This is a genomic window from Kitasatospora sp. NPDC057595, from assembly GCF_042800875.1.
Classification (GTDB): domain Bacteria; phylum Actinomycetota; class Actinomycetes; order Streptomycetales; family Streptomycetaceae; genus Kitasatospora.
Genome location: NZ_JBHVGL010000009.1, coordinates 44447 through 69299 on the forward strand (window position 1 = coordinate 44447; position 24853 = coordinate 69299).

At 74.6% G+C, this 24853-nt stretch carries 24 protein-coding genes; 13 read left to right on the forward strand and 11 right to left on the reverse strand.

The features are described from left to right. Positions 1-61 precede the first annotated feature (61 nt). The 6 genes from ACFU9E_RS15910 (at position 62) to ACFU9E_RS15935 (ending at position 7053) form a co-directional block, all read left to right on the forward strand. Positions 62-1579 (forward strand): flotillin family protein, encoded by a 1518-nt coding sequence (locus tag ACFU9E_RS15910; protein ID WP_380683695.1) that lies wholly within the window; start codon positions 62-64, stop codon positions 1577-1579. A gap of 78 nt (positions 1580-1657) precedes the next feature. Then, a complete protein-coding gene (locus tag ACFU9E_RS15915) occupies positions 1658-2671 on the forward strand; it encodes a 3-oxoacyl-ACP synthase III family protein (protein WP_380688311.1) in 1014 nt (337 codons plus the stop codon). Then, positions 2668-3408 (forward strand): glycosyltransferase family A protein, encoded by a 741-nt coding sequence (locus ACFU9E_RS15920; RefSeq protein WP_380688313.1) that lies wholly within the window; start codon positions 2668-2670, stop codon positions 3406-3408. Before ACFU9E_RS15915 ends, ACFU9E_RS15920 begins: the two co-directional genes overlap by 4 nt. Before the next feature lie 96 nt (positions 3409-3504). Continuing rightward, positions 3505-4992, forward strand: coding sequence for a class I adenylate-forming enzyme family protein (locus tag ACFU9E_RS15925; RefSeq protein ID WP_380688315.1), 1488 nt, complete (start codon positions 3505-3507; stop codon positions 4990-4992). Continuing rightward, positions 4989-6071 (forward strand): cytochrome P450, encoded by a 1083-nt coding sequence (locus ACFU9E_RS15930; RefSeq protein WP_380688317.1) that lies wholly within the window; start codon positions 4989-4991, stop codon positions 6069-6071. Before ACFU9E_RS15925 ends, ACFU9E_RS15930 begins: the two co-directional genes overlap by 4 nt. A gap of 76 nt (positions 6072-6147) precedes the next feature. After that, on the forward strand, positions 6148-7053 hold the full coding sequence (locus tag ACFU9E_RS15935; RefSeq protein ID WP_380715075.1) for an NAD-dependent epimerase/dehydratase family protein: 906 nt from the start codon (positions 6148-6150) through the stop codon (positions 7051-7053). A gap of 57 nt (positions 7054-7110) precedes the next feature. Here the strand turns inward: ACFU9E_RS15935 and ACFU9E_RS15940 are convergent, their stop codons facing one another. The 3 genes from ACFU9E_RS15940 to ACFU9E_RS15950 form a co-directional block, all read right to left on the reverse strand. Continuing rightward, a complete protein-coding gene (locus ACFU9E_RS15940; RefSeq protein WP_380684650.1) occupies positions 7111-7311 on the reverse strand; it encodes a DUF5326 family protein in 201 nt (66 codons plus the stop codon). Positions 7312-7565: 254 nt separating this feature from the next. Beyond that, positions 7566-8237, reverse strand: a complete 672-nt coding sequence (gene tenA, locus ACFU9E_RS15945) for a thiaminase II (RefSeq protein ID WP_380684649.1) — start codon at positions 8235-8237, stop codon at positions 7566-7568. Positions 8238-8273: 36 nt separating this feature from the next. Next, positions 8274-8591, reverse strand: a complete 318-nt coding sequence (locus ACFU9E_RS15950) for a cupin domain-containing protein (RefSeq protein ID WP_344338921.1) — start codon at positions 8589-8591, stop codon at positions 8274-8276. Between the two features lie 99 nt (positions 8592-8690). Between ACFU9E_RS15950 and ACFU9E_RS15955 the strand changes: the two genes are divergently transcribed. Next, complete coding sequence (locus ACFU9E_RS15955; protein ID WP_380684648.1) at positions 8691-9065, forward strand: phage holin family protein; 375 nt, start codon at positions 8691-8693, stop codon at positions 9063-9065. A gap of 96 nt (positions 9066-9161) precedes the next feature. On the opposite strand, the gene ACFU9E_RS15960 is transcribed toward ACFU9E_RS15955, so the two are convergent. Together ACFU9E_RS15960 and ACFU9E_RS15965 are read right to left on the reverse strand one after the other, a co-directional pair. Then, on the reverse strand, positions 9162-9581 hold the full coding sequence (locus ACFU9E_RS15960) for an SsgA family sporulation/cell division regulator (protein ID WP_380684647.1): 420 nt from the start codon (positions 9579-9581) through the stop codon (positions 9162-9164). 215 nt (positions 9582-9796) lie between these two features. Next, complete coding sequence (locus ACFU9E_RS15965; RefSeq protein ID WP_380684646.1) at positions 9797-10597, reverse strand: IclR family transcriptional regulator; 801 nt, start codon at positions 10595-10597, stop codon at positions 9797-9799. A gap of 328 nt (positions 10598-10925) precedes the next feature. Here ACFU9E_RS15965 and ACFU9E_RS15970 point away from each other — a divergent pair, with 328 nt between their 5' ends. Further along, a complete protein-coding gene (locus ACFU9E_RS15970; RefSeq protein ID WP_380684645.1) occupies positions 10926-11453 on the forward strand; it encodes an NUDIX domain-containing protein in 528 nt (175 codons plus the stop codon). Between the two features lie 43 nt (positions 11454-11496). Here the strand turns inward: ACFU9E_RS15970 and ACFU9E_RS15975 are convergent, their stop codons facing one another. From ACFU9E_RS15975 to pdhA, 4 genes are all read right to left on the reverse strand, one after another. Beyond that, positions 11497-12897 carry a globin domain-containing protein gene (locus ACFU9E_RS15975; protein WP_380684644.1) on the reverse strand — a complete coding sequence of 467 codons (1401 nt, stop codon included), beginning with the start codon at positions 12895-12897 and terminating at the stop codon, positions 11497-11499. A gap of 299 nt (positions 12898-13196) precedes the next feature. Further along, on the reverse strand, positions 13197-14510 hold the full coding sequence (locus ACFU9E_RS15980; protein WP_380684652.1) for a dihydrolipoamide acetyltransferase family protein: 1314 nt from the start codon (positions 14508-14510) through the stop codon (positions 13197-13199). A 5-nt stretch (positions 14511-14515) separates the two neighbouring features. Next, positions 14516-15526: an alpha-ketoacid dehydrogenase subunit beta gene (locus ACFU9E_RS15985; protein WP_380684643.1), complete on the reverse strand. Its 1011-nt coding sequence runs from the start codon at positions 15524-15526 to the stop codon at positions 14516-14518. Then, a complete protein-coding gene (pdhA, locus tag ACFU9E_RS15990; protein ID WP_380684642.1) occupies positions 15526-16665 on the reverse strand; it encodes a pyruvate dehydrogenase (acetyl-transferring) E1 component subunit alpha in 1140 nt (379 codons plus the stop codon). The genes ACFU9E_RS15985 and pdhA overlap by 1 nt, the downstream gene beginning before the upstream one ends. 163 nt (positions 16666-16828) lie before the next feature. Between pdhA and ACFU9E_RS15995 the strand changes: the two genes are divergently transcribed. Beyond that, a complete protein-coding gene (locus ACFU9E_RS15995; RefSeq protein ID WP_355362418.1) occupies positions 16829-17275 on the forward strand; it encodes an Lrp/AsnC family transcriptional regulator in 447 nt (148 codons plus the stop codon). 24 nt (positions 17276-17299) lie between these two features. Here ACFU9E_RS15995 and ACFU9E_RS16000 read toward each other — a convergent pair whose 3' ends face one another. Then, positions 17300-17881 (reverse strand): TetR/AcrR family transcriptional regulator, encoded by a 582-nt coding sequence (locus ACFU9E_RS16000; RefSeq protein WP_380684641.1) that lies wholly within the window; start codon positions 17879-17881, stop codon positions 17300-17302. Between the two features lie 124 nt (positions 17882-18005). Between ACFU9E_RS16000 and ACFU9E_RS16005 the strand changes: the two genes are divergently transcribed. From ACFU9E_RS16005 to ACFU9E_RS16015, 3 genes are all read left to right on the forward strand, one after another. After that, positions 18006-19274: a glycosyltransferase family 39 protein gene (locus tag ACFU9E_RS16005; RefSeq protein WP_380684640.1), complete on the forward strand. Its 1269-nt coding sequence runs from the start codon at positions 18006-18008 to the stop codon at positions 19272-19274. A 151-nt stretch (positions 19275-19425) separates the two neighbouring features. After that, positions 19426-21126 carry a phenylacetic acid degradation protein PaaN gene (gene paaN, locus ACFU9E_RS16010; protein ID WP_380681559.1) on the forward strand — a complete coding sequence of 567 codons (1701 nt, stop codon included), beginning with the start codon at positions 19426-19428 and terminating at the stop codon, positions 21124-21126. Between the two features lie 193 nt (positions 21127-21319). After that, complete coding sequence (locus tag ACFU9E_RS16015) at positions 21320-22813, forward strand: FAD-dependent monooxygenase (protein WP_380681557.1); 1494 nt, start codon at positions 21320-21322, stop codon at positions 22811-22813. Positions 22814-22865: 52 nt separating this feature from the next. Here the strand turns inward: ACFU9E_RS16015 and ACFU9E_RS16020 are convergent, their stop codons facing one another. Beyond that, positions 22866-23432: a CGNR zinc finger domain-containing protein gene (locus ACFU9E_RS16020; protein WP_380681555.1), complete on the reverse strand. Its 567-nt coding sequence runs from the start codon at positions 23430-23432 to the stop codon at positions 22866-22868. Positions 23433-23747: 315 nt separating this feature from the next. Between ACFU9E_RS16020 and ACFU9E_RS16025 the strand changes: the two genes are divergently transcribed. Next, a complete protein-coding gene (locus tag ACFU9E_RS16025; protein ID WP_380681553.1) occupies positions 23748-24770 on the forward strand; it encodes a hypothetical protein in 1023 nt (340 codons plus the stop codon). Positions 24771-24853: the final 83 nt, after the last annotated feature.

The following is a 24853-nucleotide window of genomic DNA, read 5'->3' on the forward strand; positions in this document are numbered from 1 at the left end:
ATCGGCCGGGGCGGACAATCCGACTCGGCGCATCTCCTGCGCTCGAAGGGGGAGTTGAACCATGGGACTCATCATCGCCGGGGCAGCCGTCGCGGCACTGATCATCGGGGTCACGCTCTTCAAACTCATGTGGCGGGTGGCCGAGCCGAACGAGGCGCTCATCATCTCCGGCTCCCGGCACCGCACCGAGGGGGTCGGCGACGGTCTGGGCTTCCGGATCGTCACCGGGCGCGGCACCCTCGTCACCCCCGGCCTGCAGGGGGTCCGGCGGCTCTCGCTGGACCTCAACGAGGCGGAACTGAACGTCGAGTGCGTCACCACGCAGGGCATCCCGGTCCGGGTGAAGGGCGTGGTGATCTTCAAGGTCGGCGACGACGACGTCTCGATCGCCAACGCCGCCCGCCGTTTCCTGGACCAGCAGAAGCTGATCAGCCAGCGCGTGCACAACGTCTTCGCCGGCCACCTGCGCTCGATCGTCGGCGGGCTCACCGTCGAGGACATGATCCGCGACCGCGAGCGGCTCACCGGCGAGACCCGGGCCGCCTCCGGGCTGGAGATGGAGAAGCTCGGGCTGATCATCGACACCCTGCAGATCCAGGAGATCATCGACCCGACCGGCTACATCAAGAACCTCGCCATCCCGCACGCCGCCGCCGTCCAGCGGGACGCCAGGATCGCCCAGGCCGAGGCGGACCGGCTGGCCACCGAGGCCGAGCAGGAGGCGGCCGCCCGCAAGGCCGAGGCGACCCGCAACAGCGAGATCCAGCAGTCCTCGTACCAGGCCGAGATGGACACCGCCACCGCCCGCGCCCGGCAGGCCGGACCGCTGGCCGACGCCGCCGCCCGGCAGCAGGTGGTGGTCCAGGAGACCCGGGTCGCCGAGTTGGAGGCACAGCGCAAGGAGCAGCAGCTGCAGATCGACGTGCGCAAACCCGCCGACGCCCGCGCGTACGACACCCGCACCAGCGCGGAGGCGGCCCGCGACGCGCGGATCTCGGCCGCGCAGGCGCAGGCCCGGGAGACCGAGCTGGCGGCGACCGCCGAGGCCAGCCGGGTGCGGGTCGCGGCCGAGGCGGACGCCGAGGCCACCCGGGTGCGTGGCCTGGCACAGGCCGAGGCGACCACCGCGACCGGACAGGCGGAGGCGTCCGCCGCCGAGGCGCGCGGTCTGGCCGACGCCGCGGCGGCGCGGGCGATCGGACTGGCCCGGGCGGAGGGCATCAAGGCCCGCGCCACCGCCCTCGCCGAGAACCAGGACGCCGTGGTGGCACAGGAGTTGGCGGAGCAGTGGCCGCAGATCGTGCGGGCCGCCGCGGAGTCCTTCGGCAACGTCGAGCACATGGTGCTGCTCAACGGGGCCGACGGGATGGGCGAGTTGTTCGCCAAGGCGCTGGCGATGGGCGGCACCGGGCTCGGACTGGCCCGCCAGCTGCTGTCCACCGTCGGCCCGGACGGCGCCGCCGCCCCGGCGACCGCCGCTCCGACGGCCGTCCCGGTTCCGGTGGACGCGGTGCCGGTGGACGCGGTGCCCGTGCCGGTGGACGCGGTGCCGGTGGACGCGATCCCCGAGGAGGACTGAGCGGTTGGGTAGCCCGGTCCGCCCGCCTGAGTACCCGTACTCAGGCGGGCGCGGCCGGGCTCGCCGGACGATGGGGCCATGCAACCAGCAGCCATCGCGCGGATCGGCATCACCGCCGCCGGAGCCCAGCTCCCCGCCCGCCGACTGACCTCCCGGCAACTCCAGGACGAGATCACCGCCGGCGGCCGGCTGTGCCTGCCGGAGCGGACCCTGGAGAAGGCCACCGGCATCCTCACCCGGCACTTCGCCGCCGACGGCGAGTACGCCTCCACGCTGGCCGTCGGCGCCGCCCGGCGCGCCCTGGACGCCCGTGGGCTGCACCCGCTCGACGTCGACCTGCTGCTCTTCGCCTCCGCCACCCGGGACGTCGCCGAGCCCGCCACCGCCCACCTCGTGCAGGCCGAACTCGGTTCCCGTGCCCACGCGTTCGACGTCAGCAACGCCTGCAACAGCTTCCTCAACGGCATCGACCTGGCCCGCGCGATGATCCTGGCCGGCCGGGCCCGCCGGGCCCTGGTGGTCACCGGCGAGACGCCCAGCCGGGCGATGCGCCGCGACCCGGGCGGGGCGGAGGAGTTCCGCGACGGCTTCGCCGGCTACACCTTCGGCGACGCGGGCGCTGCCGTGGTCGTCGAGGCCGTCGAGCGCGGCGGCATCCTGGACGTCGAGACCGAGACCGCCTCCGAGCACTGGCGGATCGGCGGCATCCCCGGCGGCGGCTCGCGCCACCCGCGCGGCGACGAGTACAGCTACTTCCGGGGCGGCGGAAAGGAGTTGCGCGGGGTCTTCGAGAAGATCGGGCTGGACATCCTGGCCCGGGTGGCCGCCCGCACCGGCTTCGGCTGGGACGACTACGCCCGGGTGCTGGTGCACCAGGTGACCGTCCCCTACCTGGAGCGGTTCGTCGAGGCCACCGGGGTGCCGGAGGAGAAGCTGGTGGTCACCGTGCCCGAGCTCGGCAATGTCGCCAGCGCCACGATAGGCATCCAACTCGACCGAATACGAGGTGAGTTGACTCCTGGCGACAAGGTGCTGATGCTCGGCCTCGGTGGCGGCGTCAGCCTGATGACGATGGTCTGGGAGGCGTCGTGACCGCGCTGTGGGTGATCGTCCCCGCCTACCGGGAGGAGGCCCGGATCGGCGGCACCCTGGCCGCCCTCGCCGCCCAGCGGGACCGGGACTTCACCCTGCTGGTCGCCGACAACGGCTCCACCGACGGCACCGTGGCGGCCGTGCGCGCCTTCGCCGCCCACGCGCCGTTCCCGGTCGAGGTGCTGGTCGAACCGGAGAAGGGCGTCGGCTCCGCCGTCGACACCGCGTTCCGGCACGCCATCGCGCACGGCGCCACCCTGCTCGCCCGCACCGACGCCGACTGCCTGCCCGAGCCCGGCTGGACGGCCGCCGCCCGGGCCGCGATGCTCGGCGGCGGCGGGCTGGTCTGCGGCCGGGTCACCGCCCGCCGGGACGAGCACGGGCCCGCCGGGCGCGCCGTCTTCCTGGTGCTGGTCGCGCTCGGGGCGTTCTTCGGCCGGATCCGGCCCGCGCACCGGCGCCGGCACGGCTACCTCACCCGGTACCGGATGCACGCGGGCAACAACATGGCGATCACCGCCGAGCTGTACCAGGCGGTCGGCGGCATGCCGCGCCGGCCCTCGCCGACCGACCGGACATTCATCAACCGGGTCCGCCGGCACACCACCGCGATCGTCCACCGCCGCGACATGGTGGTGCAGAACTCGACCCGGCGGATCCGCGCGTACGGGGTGGTCGGCACCGCCCGCTGGTACCTGGAGCGCGGTGCCGGCGCCCGCGCCGTCGACGTCCGCTGACCGTTGCCCGCTGCCCGCAAAAACGGCCTCCCAAAAACGGCCCACCGAAACCCGACCACCGAAACCCGACCACCCGCCGAAACCCGAGGACAGCCCGTGCTCGACCGGCTCGCCCACGCCCTGCGCACCGTCCACCCCGACCGCCCCGCCGTCCTGCGCCACACCCGGCTGGGCGCCACCCGGGTCCGGATCCGCCGCGGCGAACTCGCTGACCTCGCCGACAACTACGCCGTCGCCCTGAACGCCCGCGGCCTCGGCGAGGGCACCACCCTGGGCGTCGCCGTCCGCCCAGGCCCGCGCGCCCTCGCCGTGCTGATGGCCGCGCACCGGCTCGGCCTGCGCACCGCCGTCCTCGACCCCACCGCGGGCCCCGACGTCCTGGCCGCCCGGCTCGCCCTGGCCCGGCCCGACCTGGTGCTCGCCGACGCCGCCGCCCAGGCGGTGGCCGGCTGGGCCGCGCCGCTCGCCCGCCGCGCCGACCTCGCGCTGCCCCCGCTGGACACCCTCGGCCCGGTCGCCACACTGGGACGCCGGCTGCCCGGCTGCGCGCCCCGGCTGCACACCAACCCCTTCGGCGCGTCGGTGCCGAGGGTCCCCGGACACGGCACGCCCGGGCACGACGCCGACGCCGTGATCGTCTTCACCTCCGGCACCACCGCCCGCCCGCGCGCCGTGGTGCACTCCCGCAACGGCCTGGCCGCCGGGCTGAGCACCGTCACCGAACTGGTCGACCCGCGCCCCGGCACGGTGGTGCTGGGCGGCACCTTCTTCGTGCTGGTCCCGGCGCTCACCGCCGGCGCCGCCGTCGCCCTCCCGGCCCGCGAAGCCGCCGCGCTGGCCCGCCAGCTCGACCGGCTCGCCCCGGCCCACAGCTACCTCACCCCGCCGCAACTGCGCGCCGCGCTCGCCGCCGGGGCCCGCTTCACCGGCCGGGTCTGGACCGGTTCGGCGCCCGCCGACGCGGCCCTGCTGCGCCGGGTCAAGCAGGCCGGGGCCGAGCAGGCCTGGGGCGTCTACGCGCTCACCGAGCTGTTCCCGGCGGCGGCCGTCGAGGAGGCCGAGAAGAGCGCCTTCACCGGTCCCGGCGACCTGGTCGGCGCGCCGCTGCCGGGGATCCGCACCGCGCTCGGCGAGGCCGGCGAACTGCTGCTCACCGGCCCCGGCGCCCGCCACCGCCACCTCGGCGAGGAGCCCGAGCCCTGGGTGCGCACCGGCGACCGCGCCACGCTCGCCCCGGACGGCCGGATCGTGCTCGCCGGCCGGCTCAAGGACATGGTGCTGCGCCGAGCCGAGAACATCTACCCCGGCCTGTACGAGCCCGCCCTGCACCTGCCGGGCGTCGAACTCGCGGTGCTGGTCGGCGTCCCGGACGGACAGGGCGACGAGCGGCTGGTCGCGCTCGTCCAGCCCTCGCCCGGCACCGACCCCCGCCGGCTGCGCGGCGCGCTGGCCGGTCCGCTGGACCGGATGGGCTCGGCCCGCCCGGACGCCCTGCTGTTCGGCGAGGTGCCGCTGGCCGGCCGCTCCCGCAAGCCCGACCGGGCGGCCGCCTCGGCCTACTGCGCACGGGAGTTGGCGACATGACCGGCGCGAGAGGCCCGGCCCTGCACCCCGGGGCCCGGCGCCGGGACCGCCGGGTCTATCTGCGCAGCCACCCGCTGCTGTTCGCACTGCTCGCCGCCACCCGCCGCCGCCCGGTGGCCCGGCTCGGCCGCACGGTGCTGGTGCACGGCGCCGAGGCCTACCGTGAGGCGCTCACCCGGATCCCGCTGGACCGCACCGCGCCCGGCACCACCGGCGGCGCGGCGGCCGAACTCGCCCACGGCGGCGTGCTGTTCGACCAGGATGGTGCCGATCACCGCTCCGCGCGAAGGGAGTTGGCCGCCGCGCTGGACGCATCGGCGGTGGAACGGCTGCGCCCGCACTGGCAGGCGGTGCTCGCCGCCCGGGTCCCCGCGCTCGTCACCGGCGATCTGGAACTCGTCGCCCTGGCCAGCGAGTTGGCCGGAGTGACGGCCGCCGGGCTGACCGGCGCGAGCGGCTGCCCGCACACCCTGGCCCGCGCCGCCACCGAGGCCGCGGCGGCCACCGCCCGCGACCACCTGCCCGGCCCCCGCCCACGCGGCGCCGCCCGGACGGCCGCCGTCCGCGCCGCCGAACTCGCCGCGCTGCTGCCCGCCCCCCGGGACGCGATGGTCGCGGTGGCCGCCGTCAACACCACGGTCGCCGCGCTCCCCCGGGCCGCCGCCTGGTGCGCCGACGCCGGTCTCTGGCCCTCGGTGGACGCCGCCGGCGCGCCCGCGCTGGCCGCCGAACTGCTCCGGCTCACCGCCCCCTCGCCGCTGCTCCCCCGGGTGGCCGCCGCCGACGCCGAACTGGCCGGCCGGACCGTGCGCGGGGGCGACCGGCTGATCCTGGTCGCCCGGCACGCCGCCGGCGCGCACCGCCGCGGACCGTCCCCCGGACCCGCCGCCACCCAGGCGGTCTTCGGCGCCGGCCCGCACGCCTGCCCCGGCGCCGGGGTGGCCCGCACCCTGCTCGCCGACCTGCTGCTCGCGCTCGCGCCGTACGCCCCCGTGGTCACCGCGGCCCGGGCCGACCGCCGGGCCGCCCTGCCCGGCTGGGCCGTGCTCACCGTGCGCGCCACCCGCACCCCCGCCTGAACCCCGCGCCCCCGGCCGAACCACCCCGAGCGCCCGGACCACCCGATCCACCCCGAACCACCCGAGGAGACCTCCGATGCGGATCGCCGTCACCGGCGCGAGCGGCTTCTGCGGCTCACACGTCGTCCGGGCCGCCGTCGCCGCCGGCCACGAGGTGCTCTGCTACGGCCGCCGCCCCGGCCCGGCCGGCCGTCACGTCCCCTGGGACGCCACCGCCGGGCGGCCGGACTTCGGCGGCGCCGACGCGATCGTGCACTGCGCCGCCGCCGTCGCCGACCTGCCCCCGGGGGCCGGGGCCGAGGCCGCCCAGCACGCCGTCAACGTCACCGGCACCGAGCACCTGCTGCGCGCCGCCGGGGACCGGCCGCTCGCCTGGGTCTCCAGCGCCAGCGTCTACGACCCCCGGCCGGTGCGCACGGCCGTCCAGGAACACCACCCCACCGAGGCCGGCCACCTCAACGCGTACGGCCGCACCAAGGCCGCCGGGGAACGGCTCGCGCTGGCGGCGGGCGCCGTGGTGCTGCGCCCGCGCGCCGTCTACGGCCCGGGCGACCCGCACCTGGTGCCCCGGCTGCTGGCGCGGGTGCGGCACGGCCGGCTGCTGCTGCCCGGCGGCGACGTCCGGCTCAGCCTCACCGCCGTGCAGAACCTCGCCGACGCCTGCCTGTCCGCGGTCGGCGCGGGCCGCACCGGTGAGCGCCCGTGGACGCCGGTCGCCTACAACATCGCCGACGCCCGGCCCTACCGGCGCGACGCGGTGGTGCGCGCGGTGCTGGCCGCGCACGGGGTGGACGCCCGGATCCACCACGTCCCCGCCCCGCTGGCCCGGCTGGCCGCCCGGACCGGACGGCTGCCCGGCCTCACCCCGTACGCGGTGGACCAGCTCTCCCGCGACGTGGTGCTGGACCTCTCCCGCGCCCGCTCCCAGGGCTGGCGACCGCACCGGGACCTCGACGCCTTCCTGCGCGAGACCACCGCCTGAGGAAACGCCCGGCGCCCGCGTCCCCCACGGGGGCGCGGGCGCCGGGCCACGATTCCGCTAGTTCTTGGCGGCCTTCTTCACCAGGACCACCACGGCGGCGGCGATGCCGACCACCACCAGCGCCTTGACGGCGAAGGCCAGCAGCGCGCCGACCACGCCGAAGACGAACATCAGCAGGTTCCAGACCAGCACCAGTACCAGCACCGGCACGACGATGTTCCGCACCCACGAGGGCAGCGACTTCCAGAGCTCAGCCATGTCCGTTCCTTCTCTCCCCAAGGGGTCGGCTGCCGTCCCGGTGCCGCATCCCGTTCGCTTTCGGTACTTCGATCGTACGGTGACGCGAGGGACGGAACGAGGCCCAACGGCCCCGAGAGAACCCGGAGATCCCCCCGACCCCGGACCTCGGGTGAACCCCCGCCCCGACCTCGGGGAACGTCCCCGACCCGACCCCCGGCACGTTCCCCGGGACAGTGCCCGGCACGGTCCCCCGCACGGCCCCGCGGCGGTGCTCAGACCGGCCAGGTCTCCCCGCGCCAGGCGGCGTCCCAGAACATCCACTCGTAGCGCGAGGTGGTGACGAAGTGCTCGGTCACCCGGCGCCGTTCGGCGGGGGAGATCTCCTCACCGAGCCGGTCGGTCAGCGCCAGCACCCGCCGCACCACCGACTGGAACGCCTCGTCGCCGTAGGTGGCGATCCACTTGGCGTACAGCGGGTCGGGGGAGCCCTCGGCGAGCAGCCGCTCGCCGACCCGGGCGTAGATCCAGTAGCAGGGCAGCACCGCGCCGACCGCCTCCGCGAAGGAGCCGCCGTACACGGTGGCGAGCAGATAGCTGGTGTACGCGCGGGTGGTCGGCAGCACCGGCTCGGCGGCGGCGCCCTCGGCGGTGTCGCCGAAGGCGTCCAGGAACTCGGCGTGCATCCCCTGCTCGGCGGCCAGCGCGCCGATCGCGTCGTCCGCGAAGGCCCGCACCTCCTCCTCACCGGGCGCCTTGGCCGCGCAGACGGCCAGCGCCCGGGCGTAGTCGCGCAGGTAGTGCGAGTCCTGGACGACGAAGTGGCGGAACGCCTCCCGCGGCAGGGTGCCGTCGGTCAGGCCGGCGAGGAAGGGGTGGGCGAGGATCTCGGCGTAGACCGGCTCGATCGCCGCCCAGAGTTCTTCGGTCAGGCTCAGGCTGCTCATGCCCCGACCCTAACCGGAGGTCCACCGCGCCCGGGTTCAGTCCTCCGGCGGCGAGAAGACCACCAGCACCCGCAGTTCCTCGGTGATGTGGTGGAAGCGGTGCGGCGTCCCGGCCGGGACGTAGACGACGGTGCCCCGGCCCACCGTCGCGGTCTCGTCCCCGACGGTCAGTTCGGCCCGGCCGCTGATCACCTGGTAGATCTCGTCCTGGGCGTGCGCGGTCTGGGTGTCGGTGTCGCCGGGGGAGAGCGCGTACAGGCCGGCGGACATTCGCGGCTCGCGCAGGAAGCGCAGGTACGCACCGTCGTTGGCGGCGCGTTCGGCGTCCAGGCGGTCCAGCCGGAACAGCTTCATCGGGGCACCCTCCTCGTGCGGCCTCGGGTCACCGGCATTCAACACCACCGTGCCGAACGGAACCTCGCCTCCCCTTGACCGACCTGGGACGCTGGCCCCATGAAGGGTTTCGTCATCAAGACACTGATCAACGCGGCGGCCATCTGGGTCGCCGCCTGGATCGTCTCCGGGATCACGCTCACCGGGGACGACTGGCAGCACAAGACGCTCACGGTGCTCGCCGTGGCGCTGGTGTTCGGCGTGGTCAACTGGCTGATCAAGCCGGTGGTGCAGCTGTTCTCGCTCCCCCTGTTCATCCTCACCCTGGGCCTGTTCACCTTCGTGGTGAACGCGCTGATGCTCTGGCTGACCTCCTGGGCCTCGGACAAGCTCGACCTGGACTTCCACGTCGACGGGTTCTGGTCCGCCCTGTTCGGCGCGCTGATCGTCAGCCTGGTGTCCTGGGGCCTCAGCCTCGCCCTCGACGAGGACTGAGCGGTATCCGTGCCGGCCCGTGCGGAAGGGGCCCGTACCCGGTGAACCACCCGGGTACGGGCCCCTTTCGATGCGCGTGCCGCGTCCTCCGGCGGCTCACCCGGCGTTCTCGTGCAGGATCAGCGCGAGCTGGGCGTCGAGGTCCCCGGCCGCGGCCTCCTCGCCGATCGGCACCAGCCGGTCGGTGCGCGCCAGGAAGGCGATCAGCGGCGGCGCGGCGCCGCACAGCACGGCGTCGCCCTCGGGGGAGCGCAGCACCAGACAGACCTCGCCCAGCTCCCCGCCCACCGGGTGGATGTGCACATCGCCCTCGCCGGACGGCCGGGCCAGCCCGTCGAGCAGCAGGTCGCGGGCGAAGACCCAGGTGACCGGCTCGTCGCCGGGCAGGTGGAAGGTGAAGCCGACCGCGTAGGGGTCGGCGGGGTCGTAGTCGAGGTCGACCACGATGCTGAGGGTGAACTCGGACGAGACCACGAGGTTCATGGTCAGGTGGCCCTGGACTGTGCTGTGCTGCATGGCACCGACACCTCTCGTTGTGCCCGGCCGCGCGTGGGTGAGGGTTCGCGGGTACCGGACAGGGCTGTTGGCTGACGGGGGAGGGATTTGCGTGCGCTACGTCCGACCTTCATCGTCCCCGTTTGCGGACGTAGTGGACAAGATGTGCTTTTTCAAATGGTGAACGAGCGGGATTGACCGGCCCGGTCCCGGGCCGGCCCGGCCCGCCGGGGCGGTCAGAGTACGAACGACGGTGTCATCGCTCCGACGCTGCGCCGCAGTTGGCCCGCGACCGCGGCGAGCCGGTCGGCCTGCTCGACCGGCAGCGAGAGGGCCATCGTGGCCACCACCGAGCCCACGGTGATCGGCACGGCCGCACAGACGGTGCCGATCGCGTACTCCTGCCGCTCGACCACCGGCATGGTGTGCCGGACCCCGGCGATCCGGCGCAGCACGGCCGACTCGTCGACGAGCGTGGACGGGGTGAGGCCCACCGGAGGGTGGCGGGCGAGGTGGTCGCGCCGGGCCTCCTCGGGGAGCTGGCTCAGCAGGCACTGGCCGATCGCGTGGGCGTGGGCGGTGGCCCGGAAGTCGGCCCACGGTTCGACGGCCGCCTGGTGGGCGCCGTCGACGGAGTCCACCACGGTGACCTCGCCGTCCTGGTAGAGGGCGAAGTAGACGGCCGCGCCGAGTTCCTCGCTTAACCGCTCCATCCGCTCCCGCAGCCCGTGCCGCTCGCTCTGCCGGTCGTCGGCCCGGACGATGGCGTCGACCGCCTCGCCGTAGAAGAAGCGCCCGTCGGCCCGCCGCAGGTAGCCCTCGTGGGCCAGGGTGCGCAGCAGGTGGTACGCGGTGCCGAGCGGGAGGCCGGCGGCGCGGGCGAGCTGCTTGGCGGTGGCCCCGTGGCGGAACCCGCCGACGGCCTCCAGCAGGCGCAGCGCCCGCTGGACGGAGGAGATCAGGGTGGGCTGCCGCTCCAGGCGCGAGGTCCGCGCCGGCCGCGCCGGTGTCGACGTGCGCTCCGCGATCCGATCCATGGCCACAGCCAGCCCCCAGCCCGAGACATGACACAGAAGAGCATGCGGAGTGAATCACTCCGATTCGCCCGATAGTGGCCCATTGCAGCACAGGCGCGGCAAGGTGGCAATGACTCTCACACGATTCAATCGGTAAAATCCTTTGAATCAAAGGTCATCTGATCGCAAAATCTAACTTTCGAAGAGCCGTTTAACGTTCATCTTTGCTATCCAAGATCTTTCGTCACTACGAACCGATCACGGACGGACGCACCCGTGGGCGGGCCGCGTTTCGGGGGCACCGGGCCGCGGGAGACTCCCGCACAACGCTCCAGCCCCGGAGGTCGCCATGCGCACCCCGCCCCGCCCCGTCGTCAAGCGCACCGCCCGGGCGATCCTGCTGGAGGTCGACCCGAACGACCCGTACGGACCGGCCTCGCTGGTACTGATCAAGCGCACCCGGCCGGGCTCCCCGCATCCGTACTGGCTCACCCCCGGCGGCGGCGTGGAGCGCGACGACCGGACCGTGGTGGACGCCCTGCACCGCGAGGTGGACGAGGAGCTCGGCGGCAAGGTGGTCGACGTGGTCCCCGCCTTCGTGGACACCATCAGCCACACCCACCACGACGACGGCACCCTGCTCCACCCGCACGGGGTGAAGGTCCAGCACTTCTTCGTCTGCCGGCTCGCCTCGATGGACCTCGACCGCCGGCACGGCCCCGAGGTCGACGAGCCCAACGGCGACTACGACGTGGTCCGGGTGCCCTTCACCCGTGAAGGCGTCACCGCGGTCAACGTGGTGCCGCCGAGCCTTCGGGCCTACCTGGCCGCCAACATCGAGGGCATCCGCGCCCTGCTCGCCCCCGACCTCGGCTGACGCCGGTCGCCTCGCCGGGCTGCGATCGGCGCGTGCGGCCCACTCACCTCGCGGCCAGGTCGTGCCGGATCCGCTCCACCGGCAGACCGGCCCGCAGCAGCACCCCACTCGTCCGCCGGACCATCGCGGGCGGCCCGGCGAGGCAGGCCGTCCGTCCGGTCCACGGCCCGAACCGGGCCACCGCCTCCGGGAGTTCCCCCGCCAGCAGACCCGCCGCGGCCGACTCGGCCGTCCCGGACCCCGGGCCGGACAGCACCGGGCGGACCGCCAGCCAGCGGTGCCGCCGCGCCAACTCCCGCAGCCCGTCAAGTTCGTACAGCTCGCCGGCGCGCCGGGCGCCGTAGAACAGCTCCACCGAGCGGCCCGCCGCGCCGTACCCGGCCGCCTCCTCGACCAGCGCCCGCAGCGGCGCGATCCCGGTGCCGCCGCCCACCAGCAGCAGGTCGGCGCCGTCGGCGTGGTCCAGGGTCATCCCGCCGGCCGCCGGGCCGAGCCGCAGGACGTCCCCCGGCGCGGCCCGGTGCACCAGCGCGTTGCTCACCCAGCCCGCCGGCACCGCCTTGACGTGGAAGGTCAGCAAGCCGTCCGGCCGGGGCGCGGAGGCGAACGAGTAGTGCCGCCAGACCCGCGGCCACCAGGGCGTCTCCAGGCTGGTGTACTGCCCGGCCCGGTACGGGTAGGCCTGGTCGGGGCGGACGGTGAGCACCGCGACGTCCGGGGTGCGGCGCTCATGGGCGACCACCTCGCCCTGCCACCAGGGCGGCGAGCTGCGGGCGTCCTCCTCGGCGGCCTCGATCATGATCGAGGAGACCAGCCGGTAGACCCGGCGCCAGGCCAGTTCGGTCTCGGCGGTCCACCGGCTGCCCGTGTACCTGGCCAGGGTGGCCACCAGGCACTCGCCGACCGGGCCGTAGTGGCCGGTCAGTGTGCCGTACCGGCGGTGGACGCAGCCCAGCGCGCGCAGCTGGGTGCGCAGTCCCTCCGGGTCACCGGCGCCGCGGGCGGCCATCAGCAGGGCGCGGAACAGGCGGTCGCGCTGGACGTCCATGGCGGCCGGGAAGAGCGCCCGGATCTCGGGGTGGCCGAGGAAGACCAGCGCGTAGAAGTGCGCGGTGGCCCGGTCGGCGACCGGCTCGACGACCGCCAGACTGGTCCGGATCAGTTCCAGGTCCCGGGCGGTGGGGGGCAGTTCGGCCGAGGTGCGGGGGTCCGGTGCGGGCGGCAGCGGGGCCGGCGGCACCGGGGCGAGGGGCGGGACGGCCCAGTTGAGACCGGGGGCGCTGGTGAACAGCGGCTCGATCACCGGAGCCGGCGCGGCGGCGTCCGGACGGCTCGGCGCGGGCACGGCGGGCGGCCGGACCGGCATCGGCGGCACGGCCGTCGGCACGACCGGCGGGGTGACCGGGGCCGCGGCCGGCGGCAGGTCCGGGGGGTCCGACGGCATCGGCGGGACGGCCGAGGCCGCCGCCGAGCCGTGCCCGGTCCGGACCAGGAGTGTCCTGCGGGATTTCACCGCAACGTTTCGTGTACCCAAGAGAATCGTTTCGCCTCCGGCCGGCCTTCGCCACCACCTGGCTTGTCTCGATTGACGCCCAGGAAGCGTGACACGCCCGGAGTGCTCATCCCACGAATCGCGCGAAGCCCGGACACCCGCCCCCGGGACGCGCTACTCTCCCCCGCCCCGGGTCGCCCCGGGTGGCGACTCCACCACCCGGGGGGCCCTGCCCGACCCGCCCGACCCGCTCAGAGCTGCCGCAGCAGCAGGCCCGGCTGCTCGACGCAGTCCGCGACGAAGCGCAGGAACCCGCCCGCGGTACCGCCGTCACAGACCCGGTGGTCGAAGGTGAACGACAGCTGGGTCACCTCGCGCACCGCCAACTCGCCCTGGTGGACCCAGGGTTTGGCGACGATCCGGCCGACCCCGAGCATCGCCGCCTCCGGGTGGTTGAGGATCGGGGTGGAGCCGTCCACCCCGAACACCCCGTAGTTGTTCAGGGTGAACGTGCCACCGGTCAGCTCGGCCGGGGCGATCGACCCGGTCCGCGCCGCCTCGGTCAACCGGCCCAGCTCGACGCCGAGTTGCTCGGTGGTGAGGCGCTGCGCGTCCCGCACCACCGGGACGACCAGCCCGCGCTCGCCCTGGGCCGCGAAGCCCAGGTGCACCGACGGGTGCCGCCGGATCCCCGAACCGTCCTCGGTGACACTGGAGTTGAGTTCGGGGAAGCGCTCCAGCGCGACGGTGCAGATCCGGGCGAGCAGCGCCGGCACGCTCACCTTCGGCCCCGGCGCGGCGTTCAACTGCCGGCGCAGAGCCATGAGTTCGGTGGCATCGACATCCACCCAGCAGGTCGCGGCGGGGATCTCCCGGTGGCTGCGGCCGAGCTTCTCGGCCACCGCCTTGCGCAGCCCGCGCAGCGGAACGACCTCCCCGACGGCGGACGGCGCGGACGGCGCCGGCGCGACGGCGGGCGCGACGGCGGGCCCGGCGACCTTCGCCGCGACCGCCCGTTCGACGTCCGCCCGCATGATCAGCCCCTCCGGCCCGCTGCCGGTGACCGCCGCCAGGTCGACACCCTGCTCCCGGGCCAGCCGCCGCACCAGCGGCGAGATCACCGCCGGCACGGCCGACCCCCGCACGGCCGCCGGGGCAGCCGGGGCAACGGGAGCGGCCTGGACAGCGGGAGCGACCGGAGCCGCCACCGCGGTCCCGCCGCCGACCCGTCGCCGCCGTCCGCCCCGCGCCGTTTCGGCGATCCCGTACCCGACCAGCGGCCGCTCCACCTCCGCCGCGAGCGGCTTCTCGCCCTCGCCCGGCGACACCGCGACCGTCACCAGCGGCGCGCCGACCGCGACCTCCTGGCCCACCTCGCCGAACAGCGCCGTCACCACCCCGCCGTACGGGCAGGGCACCTCCACCACCGCCTTGGCGGTCTCCACCTCCACCACCGGCTGATCGACCGCGATCACCTCGCCGACCTCGACCAGCCAGCGCACCACCTCCGCCTCGGTGAGTCCCTCACCGAGGTCGGGCAGGGTGAACTCGCGCACGACGGGCATCATCCTCAGTCCTCCCACTGGAGCCGGGCGACCGCGTCCAGGATCCGGTCCACCCCGGGCAGGTGGTGGTGCTCCAGCATCGGCGGCGGGTACGGGATGTCGAAGCCGGTGACCCGCAGCACGGGCGCGGCCAGGTGGTGGAAGCAGCGCTCGGTGACCCGGGCGGCGATCTCCGCACCGGTGCCGCCGAAACCGCCGGCCTCGTGCACCACCACGGCCCGGCCCAGCGAGCGCACCACCCGGCAGACCGTCTCGTCGTCGAACGGCACCAGGGTGCGCAGGTCCAGCACCGCGAGGTCCCAGCCCTCGGCCCGTGCCACCTCGGCCGCCTCCAGGCAGACCGGCAGCGAGGGGCCGTAGGTGATCAGCACCGCGGAGGTGCCGGTACGCCGCAGCACCGCCCGACCGACCGGCTCGACCGGCGCGGCCGGGTCGAACTCCGCCTTGCCCCAGTACATCCGCTTGGGCTCCAGGAAGACCACCGGGTCGTCCGAGGCGATCGAGGCCCGCAGCAGCCCGTAGGCGTCGGCCACCGTCGCGGGGGTGACCACGTGCAGGCCCGGGGTCGAGGCGTAGTAGGCCTCGGAGGCGTCGCTGTGGTGCTCGACGCCGCCGATGCCGCCGCCGTAGGGGATCCGGACGGTGATCGGCAGCGGCAGCCGGCCGGCCGTGCGGTTGCGCATCTTGGCCACGTGCGAGAACAGCTGTTCCAGCGCCGGGTAGGCGAAGGCGTCGAACTGCATCTCCACCACCGGCCGCAGCCCGTACATGGCCATGCCGACGGCGGTGCCGAGGATGCCCGCCTCGGCCAGCGGGGTGTCCAGGCAGCGGTCCGCGCCGAACTCGGCGGTCAGTCCGTCGGTGATCCGGAAGACGCCGCCGAGCGCGCCGACGTCCTCGCCGAGCACGTGCACCGTCGGGTCCTCGCGCATGGCGTCGCGCAGCGCCGAGTTGAGCGCCTGCGCCATGCTGGCGGTCCGGACGCCGGTGGGGGCGGGGGTGGCGGCCGTCGTCATCAGTGCTGCACCTCGGCCTCGGCGGCCAGCTCCTCGGCCAACCGCGCCGCCTGCTCGCGCAGCTGCGGGGTCGGCTCGGCGTACACATGGGCGAACAGGGACATCGGGTCGAGCTCCGGGTCGGCGTGGAACTCGGCGCGCATCCGGGCCGCGAGCGCCTCGCCCTCGTCGGCCGCCTCCCGCACCAGGGCGTCGTCCAGCACCCCCAGCTCGCGCAGCGCCCGCTCCATCAGCAGGATCGGGTCGTGCTCGCGCCAGGCCGTGACCTCGGCCTCGGTCCGGTAGCGGGTGGCGTCGTCGGCGTTGGTGTGCGCCTCGGCCCGGTAGGTGAGCGCCTCGATCAGGGTCGGGCCGCCACCGGTCCGGGCCCGCTCGACGGCCTCGGCCAGGACGCCGTGCACGGCGGGCGCGTCGTTGCCGTCCACCAGCCGGCCGGGCATCCCGTAGCCGACGGCCTTGTGGGCCAGGGTCGGGGCGGCGGACTGCGCGCTCAGCGGGACGGAGATCGCGTACCCGTTGTTCTGCACCAGGAAGACCACCGGTGCCTGCAGCACGGCGGCGAAGTTCAGCGCCTCGTGGAAGTCGCCCTCGCTGGTGCCGCCGTCGCCGAGCATCGCCAGCGCGACCACCGGGTCGCCGCTCAGCCGGGCGGCGTGCGCCAGTCCGACGGCGTGCGGGCCCTGGGTGGCCAGCGGGGTGCAGAGCGGGGCGGTCCGGCTGGCGCGCGGGTCGTAGCCGGTGTGGGCGTTGCCGCGCAGCAGGGTGAGCGCCTCCAGCGGGTCCACGCCGCGCGAGACCACGGCCAGGGTGTCGCGGTAGCTGGGGAACAGCCAGTCGCGCTCGCCGAGCACCAGCGCGGCGGCGACCTGGCAGGCCTCCTGCCCGGTCGAGGCCGGGTAGACGGCGAGCCGGCCCTGCTTGGTGAGGGTGGTGGCCTGCTGGTTGTACCGACGGCCGACGACCAGGCGGCGGTACAGCTCGCGGAGCAGGGCGGGGTCGTACTTCTCCAGTGCGGGGGTACCGAGGACGCGGACGGGAGCGGGGTCCGGGAGCAGCGGGGCCGGGTCGGTGCGCGGGGCGGTGGCCCCGGGCAGCCAACCGGGCACCGCCGGGTGGTGTCTGTGGTCGAGAACGGTCATCTCGGGCACCTCCAGGGGTGGCGGGGGCTCCCTACCGATTGTTCGGTCGTCTGTTCATCTTGACCAGAAGCGTGCGAAGGTGGTGGACAATCGGCCCGGGTGGCGGTCGACTGGTGGCAGTGCGTCCAATCGGTGGGGGTGGGGGGTCATGTCGGCTGAACAGATGTCCAGACTCGACCGGGTCGACCGGTCGATCCTGCGGCTGCTGCAGCAGGACGGCCGCGCCTCGATCCGCTCGGTGGCCGAGCGGGTGCACGTGTCCCGGGCGAACGCGTACGCCCGGATCTCCAGGATGGTCGAGGACGGCGTCATTCGCGGCTTCACGGCCAGGGTGGACCACGAACGCGCAGGTCAGGGCGCGTCCGCCTACATCACCCTGAAGATCGTGCAGAACTCCTGGCGCACCGTGCGCGAGCAGCTGCTGGCGCTGCCCGGGGTCGCGCACATCGCCCTGGTCGGCGGCGACTTCGACGTCCTGCTGCTGGTGCACACCGCCGACAACCACGCCCTGCGGGAGCTGGTGCTCAACCGGATCCAGTCCATCCCGCAGGTCCTCGGCACCCGCACCATGCTGGTCTTCGAGGAGACCGACCAGGTCCCGCCGGACTGACCCGCCCGGTTCGGCGGGCCCTGTTCAGCGGGCCCGCAGGCCGTCGAAGGCCAGGTGGACCACCGCGTCCGCGATGCCGTCGGCGGCCTTGCCCGGCCGGTACCACTCCACGATCGAGTTGATCATGCCGAAGAGCAGCCGGGTGGCCAGCCGCGGCTCGACGTCCGTCCGCAGCGCGCCGTCCGCCACCGCGGCCCGCACCAGCTCGGCCACCTGGTGGTCGAACTCCCGGCGGCGCTCCAGCGCCCACTGCTCGGTGGCCGTGTTACCGCGTACCCGCAGCAGCAGGGTGACGTAGGGCAGCTCCGTCAGGAGCACCTCGGTGGTCCGCCGTACGACGTGCTCCAGCCGCTCCACCGCCGGCCCGTCGACCGCGCCCGGCTCGGCCAGGATCGCGAACAGTCCGTCCAGCGCCCGCCCGACGGCGAGCCGCAGCAGTTCCTCCTTGCCGCGCACGTGGTGGTAGATCGACGACTTGGAGATCCCGGCCGCGCGCGACAGGTCCTCCATCGAGGTGCCGTCGTAGCCGCGCTCGTTGAAGACGTCGACGGTCACCGCGAGCAGGGACTCCACGGTGTAGGCGGTGCGCGTGGTGTGATCGGCCATCCTCCGAGTATCCCCGCCCGCCCCGGTGCGGCGGCGTCCGGGTGCCCTGGTCCACACCAAATCGCGGGCCCACGCCCTAGACTCGGCGGACGATCCGTCCGTGGCCGACCAGGTGGGGTAGTCGATGAGCGCAATACCGGCAGTCGAATCCGATCTGCCCGAGCAGCGCAGCGACGGATCGGCGACCGGCACCACGGCCGACTGGCGCGACCGCGCCCGCGACCTGGTGCTGCGCTTCGGCCCGGCCGTGTGGTGCTACGCGGTGCTGAAGCTGGTCGGCTTCACCGTCTTCATGAAGCTGCTCTCCTTCTCCGGCGACTACCTGGAGAAGCACCCCCGGTTCGGCGGCGGCGCCAACCCCTGGGACGTGCTGGCCAGCTGGGACGGCTGGTGGTACCAGCAGGTCGCCCAGTTCGGCTACCACCCGGCGCTGGTGCCGGTCCCCGGCGGCACCCCGGGCTTCACCATCGAGCAGAACTCCGCCGCCTTCTTCCCGCTCTACCCCGGCCTGATGCGGCTGGTCTCGGAGATCAGCCCGTTCGGCCTGTACGGCGCCGGGATGCTGGTCTCGGTGGTCGCCTCGCTGTTCGCCGCGGCCGGCATCTACGCGGTGGTCGACAAGCTGGCCGGCCCGCGCGCCGGCGTGATCGCGGCCGGGCTGTGGGCGATCGCCCCGGGCTCCGGCGCCGAGTGGGCGCTCTACTCGGACTCGCTGTTCATAGCGCTGGCCGCCTGGGCCTGCTACTGCGTGATGACCAAGCAGTGGGTGGCGGCCGGGGTGATCACCCTGATCGCGGGCCTCAACCGGCCCACCTCGGCGGCGCTGATCGGCGCGGTCGGCCTGGCCGCGCTGGTGGAGCTGTACCGGCGGGACAGCGGGGTGCTGCGCCCGCTGACCGGGCTGCTGCTGGCCCCGCTCGGACTGCTCGGCTACGTCGGCTGGGTGGGCTGGCGGATGGGCGACTGGGGCGGCTACTTCACGCTCCAGCGCGACGCCTGGCTGCACTACTTCGACTGGGGCCAGGGCACCTGGAACGCGATCCGCGGCGTGCTGCTGGGCCGCAACGACTACCCCTTCGCCTACCACACCTCGGACATGCTGGCGACGCTGCTGGTGCTGAGCCTGCCGGTGCTGATCGTGCTGCTGGTCCGGCTGCGCCCGCCGCTGGTGCTGACCGCGTACACCCTGGCCACCATCGTCTCGGTGCTCGGCAGCCTGGGCATCTTCGGCAACACCTCGCGCTACCTGCTGCCGGCCTTCCCGCTGCTGATAGCGCTCGCGGTGGCGATGCGCAGGCTGAGCTGGCCGGTGCTGGCCGGGGTGCTCGGCACCGGCGCGGTCGCCTCCGGCTGGTACGCCGGCTACGTGATCTTCGAGCTCGGCATCCCGTAGGCCCCGCCGCCACCCGCTGCCACGACCGGCCGGGGGCGCGTCCGTGATCGGACGCGCCCCCGGCCTTTGTTCACCGTTCGCCCTCTTGAGCCGACCGATCGTTCGGTTACTCTGTGACGTGTCCCGTCCTCCCCTCTGAGGAGCGCACACCATGTCCGCAGCGGTCACCCACCCCCACGTCGCCGAGCTCGTCGAACGCCACCGGGCCACCCTGGAGGCCGCCGTCGACGCCGCCGCCGAGCGCGACTACTGGTCGCCCTACCCCGAGTTCCCCAAGGCCTACGGCGAGAGCGCCGCCGCGGACGGCAGGGCCGCCTTCGAGTCGCGGCTGAACCGGCCGTTCGAGCTGCCCGGCCACCCCGTCGACGGCGACCTGGTCGGCGGCGAGGCCTCCCCGTACGGCCTGGAGCTGGGCATCGGCTACCCGCACGCCGGCCCGGACGCCCTGATCGCCGCGCTGAGCGCCGCCCGGCCGGCCTGGGCCGCCGCCGGTCCGCTCGCCCGCGCCGCCGTCTGCCTGGAGATCCTGGCCCGGATCAACGCCCGCTCGCACGAGTTCGCCAACGCCGTCATGCACACCACCGGCCAGGCCTACGCGATGGCCTTCCAGGCCGGCGGCCCGCACGCCCAGGACCGCGGCCTGGAGGCCGTCGCCTACGCGTACACCGAGCAGACCCGGCTGCCGGAGAGCGCCGGCTGGACCAAGCCGCAGGGCAAGCGCGATCCGCTGGTGATGACCAAGGAGTTCACCGTCGTCCCGCGCGGCCTGGCGCTGCTGGTCGGCTGCAACACCTTCCCCACCTGGAACGGCTACCCCGGCCTGTTCGCCTCGCTGGCCACCGGCAACCCGGTGCTGGTCAAGCCGCACCCGCGCGCCGTCCTCCCGCTGGCGCTCACCGTCGAGGTCGCCCGCGAGGTGCTCGCCGAGGCCGGCTTCGACCCGAACACGGTCTGCCTGGCCGTCGAGCACGAGGGCGGCACCGTGGCCGCCACCCTGGCCGTGCGCCCGGAGATCAAGCTGATCGACTACACCGGCTCCACCGCCTTCGGCGACTGGCTGGAGGAGAACGCCCGGCAGGCCGAGGTGTACACCGAGAAGGCCGGCGTCAACACCGTGGTCGTCGACTCCACCGACGACTACAAGGGCATGCTGAACAACCTGGCCTTCTCGCTCTCGCTGTACAGCGGCCAGATGTGCACCACCCCGCAGAACCTGCTGATCCCGCGCGGCGGCATCGGCACCGACCAGGGCGCCAGGTCCTACGACGAGGTGGTCCGCGACCTCGCCGCCGCCATCGAGGGCCTGCTCTCCGACGACGCCCGCGCCACCGCCGTCCTCGGCGCGGTGGTCAACCCCGGCGTGCTGCAGCGCTCGGCCGCCGCGGCCGGCGGCGAGTACGGCGAACTCGCCCTCGCCCCGCGGGCGGTGGAGCACCCGGAGTTCCCCGGCGCGACGGTCCGCACCCCCGCGCTGGTCAAGCTGGACGCCGACAAGCCGGACGACCGCGCCGTCTACCGCGGCGAGTGCTTCGGCCCGGTCTCCTTCGCCGTCGCGGTCGAGAACACCGCCGCCGCGGTCGAACTGCTGCGCGACACCGTCCGCAGCCGGGGCGCGATGACCGCCTCCGGCTACACCACCTCGCCCGAGGTCGAGGCCGCCCTGGTGGAGGCCGCCCTCGACTCCGGCGTCTCGCTCTCGCTCAACCTCACCGGCGGGGTGTACGCCAACCAGACCGCCGCCTTCTCCGACCTGCACGGCACCGGCGCCAACCCGGCCGCCAACTCCGCCTACTGCGACGGCGCCTTCGTCGCCAACCGGTTCCGCACCGTGGAGATCCGCCGCCACAGCTGATCGCCCGCTCGCCTCCGGGCCCTCCGACCCGCTGCGGCTCGGGGCGGGCGCCCTCGGACGTGTGCTCGCCCCCGGTCCCCGGCCACTCGCCGGGGACCGGAGATTCACAACGTCACGCCCGGGAAGCGATGATGGAGGCGGGGAAACGCCACACCCGGCGTCCATCCGCTGTTCGAGCACCGGGAGCTGACACATGACCGAGAAGCAGACCGTCACCGACGTCATCGTGGTCGGCGCCGGACCGACCGGCCTGCTGCTGGCCGGCGACCTCGCCGCCGCCGGGGTGGGCGTCACCGTCCTGGAGAAGCGCGCCTCCGAGTCCAACCTCACCCGGGCCTTCGCCGTGCACGCCCGCACCCTGGAGCTCCTGGACGCCCGCGGCCTCGCCGACGAACTCATCGCCACCGGCCGACCGCTCGGTCACCTGCGGCTCTTCAACAAGCTCCGGGTCGAGCTCACCGACCTCCCCACCCGCTTCCCCTTCGTCCTGATCACCCCGCAGTACCGCACCGAACAGCTGCTGCTCGACCGGGCCGTGAAGGCCGGCGCGACGATCGTGCGCGGCGCCGAGGTGACCGGCCTGCAGCAGGACGCCGACGGCGTCACCGTCGAGACCGTCGAGAACGGCGCCGCCACCACCCGCCGGGCCCGCTACGCGGTCGGCGCCGACGGCGTGCACTCCACCGTCCGCGAGCTGCTCGGACTGCCCTTCCCCGGCGAGTCGGTGGTCGACTCCGTACTGCTGGCGGACGTCCGGCTGGAGCGCGAGCCCGACGAGGCGGTCAGCGTCGGCGCCAACGAGCACGGCTTCTCCTTCCTGGTGCCGTTCGGCGACGGCTGGTACCGGATCATCGCCTGGGACCGCGCCGAGCGGTTCACCGACGGCACCACGCCCCCGCTCGACGTGCTCGCCGACATCGCCCGCGACACCCTCGGCGAGGACTTCGGCCTGCACGACGTCCGCTGGAGCTCCACCTTCCACAGCGACGAGCGGCAGGTGCCCAACTACCGTTCCGGACGGGTCCTGCTGGCCGGCGACGCGGCCCACTGCCACTCCCCGGCCGGCGGTCTGGGCATGAACACCGGACTGCAGGACGCCGCCAACCTCTCCTGGAAGCTCGCCGCCGCCGTCCGCGGCCGGGCCACCGACGCGCTGCTCGACACGTACCAGACCGAGCGCCACCCGGTCGGCCGGGCGGTGCTGCGCACCTCCGGCGCGCTGATCCGGCTCGCGCTCGCCCAGTCGGCCGCCACCCGGGCGCTGCGCGGCGCGCTCGCCTCGATCGCCGAGCACGTCGACCTGGTCGTGGAGCGCGGCGCCCGCACCATCTCCGGCATCGGCATCGCCTACCCGGCGCCCAAGGACGCCCACCCGCTGGTCGGCAAGCGCGTCCCGGACCTGCGGCTGACCGCCCTGGAGCAGCCCCGCGAGGGCGGTCCGGCCGCCCCGCAGCGGCTCTACGAGGCCCTGCGGGCCGGCGAGTTCGTCCTGGTCAGCAATGACGAGGTGACGGCCGCCGACCCGTGGGCGGACCGCCTGGTCACCGCCGCCCCGGCCGATCCGCACGGCAAGCTGCGCGACACCGTGCTGCTGATCCGCCCGGACGGCTACGCCGCCTGGGCCGCGGTCGACCCGGGCGCCGGCGAGCTGCGCGCCGCGCTCACCGAGTGGCTCGGCGAGGCCTGACCCACCGGCCCGACCCCACCCAGCCCGGCCCCGGGGCTCCACGGCCCCGGGGTCAGGCCTTCGCCTTCTCGTAGTGCCGGGCCGCCTTCGCCCGGTTGCCGCACACCGCCATCCGGCACCAGCGGCGGCGGCCGTTCTGCGAAGTGTCGAAGAAGTGCAGGATGCACGCCTCGTTCGCGCACTTCCTGATCCGCCGCGGTCCCCGGGCCAGCAGCCCCAGGAAGTCGTCCACCACCAGCCAGGCGGCCAGCCGGTGCGGCTCGTCCACCTCGACCCGGTCCACCGGCCCGGCCGCCGAGGCCTCCCGCCGCACCCGCCCGTGCCGCAGCACCACGTCGAGACCGGCCAGCTCGACGGCCCCGGGCAGCCGGCCGGCGTCCAGTTCGCGGACCGCCGCCGCCAGCGCCTCCCGGGCCTCCAGCAGGGCGGCCAGCCCGGCCGGGTCCGCCGCGCACCGCCCGGCCAGTCCGGCCGAGGAGAGCCAGATCGCGTGGCCCCCGGGCGCGGCGAAGAGGTCGTTGACCGGCACACCGGCCCACCGGGTGTTCAGCAGGTCGAGCGCGAGCGGCTCGCCGAGCAGCGGGCGCGGGTCCCGCAGGTCTGCCGTCCGCTCCGTCATCGTCGCTCCCTCGCTGCCTCGCCCTCGAACGGTCCCCGAGTCTACGTCCGGCCCCGTCCGGGCGGTTCCTGGCCGGAACAGGACAGTGGACCGGCCGGATCGCGCCGCCCGCCCGGGGAAAGGGCGGTGTGTTTCCGTACTGTTTCAAGATCGCTCACTCGGCGGTCCACCCCCCGTGACCACTGTCATACGCACGACTGATGACGTAGCCTCTCGACCGTGCATAGGGTTCCCCACAGCTCGGCGAGGCCATTGACGGCGCGTTCCGGCGCCGCACCGGGTCTGCCGAACCCGCTCGGTGGGGAAGGTAACCACATGGCCTCACAGCACCCCCAGGACGCACGACTCAGACTGGTCGGGCCGCGCCAGGACACACCCGCGCCCACCCCCCGGCCACCCGCTCCGCCGCTGTCGCCCGCCCCGACGCCCGGGCGCCCGAGCCCCACCGGTGGCTTCGCCGACACCCTGCACGTGGCGATCGAGGCCAGCGGCCTCAGCCTGGACCGGATCCGCGCGGCACTCGCCCAACGGGGCGTCAGAGTCAGCGTCACGACGTTGAGTTACTGGCGGCGCGGACGCAGCCAGCCCGAGCGGGCCAGCTCGCTGCGCGCCGTGCACCTGCTGGAGGAACTGCTCGGTCTGCCGCACTCCACGCTGTCCGCGCTGCTCGGCCCGCCGCGTCCGCGCGGCCGCTGGGCGGCCAACGCCAGCACCAGCCATCTGCGGCTGGAGGACGTCTGGCCGGGCGAGCAGGAGATCTCCGAGGTCTTCGCCGAACTGGACGCACCGCCGGCCGGCGAGTTGGAGCGGCTCTCGGTCCACGACTCGTACTACGTCGACGCCGACCGCCGCGGCAATCTGATGCGGATCCGCCTGGTGGTGCGCGCCACGGTGGCCGGGGTGACCCGCTGCCTGGTGGTCCACAAGGCCGACGAGGAGGCGACCGGCTGTCCGGAGCTCACCGACGTGCGGCACGGCCGGCTCGGCCGGGTGCGTCGCCGCCCGGAGTCCGGACTGATCGTCGGCGAGGTGATGCTGGACCGCCCGCTGGGCCTCGGTGACAGCACCGTCTTCGAGTACGAGGTGGCGATCCCGTCCGGCGGCGCCGAGACGACCGAGTACAGCCGCCGCTTCGCCACGCCGGTGCGCGAGTACGTGCTCCAGGTGCACTTCGACCCGACGACCGTGCCGGTGCACTGCGAGCGCTACGACCGCGACCCGGGGGCGGACGTCGACCGCCGCCGCGAGCAGCTCTGGATCGGCGCCTCGGCCAGCGCCCATGTGCTCGCCCCCGACCAGCAGCCGGGCCACGTCGGCGTCCGCTGGGAGTGGGAGTAGCCGCACCGCGGCCCGGCGCCCGCGCGCCCGCTCCCTCGCACGGCCCCTCCGCATCCTTGTCATGGCACAGCCACGCCCGGAAA

Bases quoted from the DNA above. Each gene is read 5' to 3' on its own strand.
- ACFU9E_RS15910 (WP_380683695.1), top strand. From the start codon at position 62: ATGGGACTCATCATCGCCGGGGCAGCCGTCGCGGCACTGATCATCGGG.
- ACFU9E_RS15915 (WP_380688311.1), top strand. From the start codon at position 1,658: ATGCAACCAGCAGCCATCGCGCGGATCGGCATCACCGCCGCCGGAGCC.
- ACFU9E_RS15930 (WP_380688317.1), top strand. From the start codon at position 4,989: ATGACCGGCGCGAGAGGCCCGGCCCTGCACCCCGGGGCCCGGCGCCGG.
- ACFU9E_RS15935 (WP_380715075.1), top strand. From the start codon at position 6,148: ATGCGGATCGCCGTCACCGGCGCGAGCGGCTTCTGCGGCTCACACGTC.
- ACFU9E_RS15940 (WP_380684650.1), bottom strand. From the start codon at position 7,311: ATGGCTGAGCTCTGGAAGTCGCTGCCCTCGTGGGTGCGGAACATCGTC.
- tenA (WP_380684649.1), bottom strand. From the start codon at position 8,237: ATGAGCAGCCTGAGCCTGACCGAAGAACTCTGGGCGGCGATCGAGCCG.
- ACFU9E_RS15950 (WP_344338921.1), bottom strand. From the start codon at position 8,591: ATGAAGCTGTTCCGGCTGGACCGCCTGGACGCCGAACGCGCCGCCAAC.
- ACFU9E_RS15955 (WP_380684648.1), top strand. From the start codon at position 8,691: ATGAAGGGTTTCGTCATCAAGACACTGATCAACGCGGCGGCCATCTGG.
- ACFU9E_RS15960 (WP_380684647.1), bottom strand. From the start codon at position 9,581: ATGCAGCACAGCACAGTCCAGGGCCACCTGACCATGAACCTCGTGGTC.
- ACFU9E_RS15965 (WP_380684646.1), bottom strand. From the start codon at position 10,597: ATGGATCGGATCGCGGAGCGCACGTCGACACCGGCGCGGCCGGCGCGG.
- ACFU9E_RS15970 (WP_380684645.1), top strand. From the start codon at position 10,926: ATGCGCACCCCGCCCCGCCCCGTCGTCAAGCGCACCGCCCGGGCGATC.
- ACFU9E_RS15975 (WP_380684644.1), bottom strand. From the start codon at position 12,897: ATGCCGTCGGACCCCCCGGACCTGCCGCCGGCCGCGGCCCCGGTCACC.
- ACFU9E_RS15980 (WP_380684652.1), bottom strand. From the start codon at position 14,510: ATGCCCGTCGTGCGCGAGTTCACCCTGCCCGACCTCGGTGAGGGACTC.
- ACFU9E_RS15985 (WP_380684643.1), bottom strand. From the start codon at position 15,526: ATGACGACGGCCGCCACCCCCGCCCCCACCGGCGTCCGGACCGCCAGC.
- pdhA (WP_380684642.1), bottom strand. From the start codon at position 16,665: ATGACCGTTCTCGACCACAGACACCACCCGGCGGTGCCCGGTTGGCTG.
- ACFU9E_RS15995 (WP_355362418.1), top strand. From the start codon at position 16,829: ATGTCCAGACTCGACCGGGTCGACCGGTCGATCCTGCGGCTGCTGCAG.
- ACFU9E_RS16000 (WP_380684641.1), bottom strand. From the start codon at position 17,881: ATGGCCGATCACACCACGCGCACCGCCTACACCGTGGAGTCCCTGCTC.
- ACFU9E_RS16005 (WP_380684640.1), top strand. From the start codon at position 18,006: ATGAGCGCAATACCGGCAGTCGAATCCGATCTGCCCGAGCAGCGCAGC.
- paaN (WP_380681559.1), top strand. From the start codon at position 19,426: ATGTCCGCAGCGGTCACCCACCCCCACGTCGCCGAGCTCGTCGAACGC.
- ACFU9E_RS16015 (WP_380681557.1), top strand. From the start codon at position 21,320: ATGACCGAGAAGCAGACCGTCACCGACGTCATCGTGGTCGGCGCCGGA.
- ACFU9E_RS16020 (WP_380681555.1), bottom strand. From the start codon at position 23,432: ATGACGGAGCGGACGGCAGACCTGCGGGACCCGCGCCCGCTGCTCGGC.
- ACFU9E_RS16025 (WP_380681553.1), top strand. From the start codon at position 23,748: ATGGCCTCACAGCACCCCCAGGACGCACGACTCAGACTGGTCGGGCCG.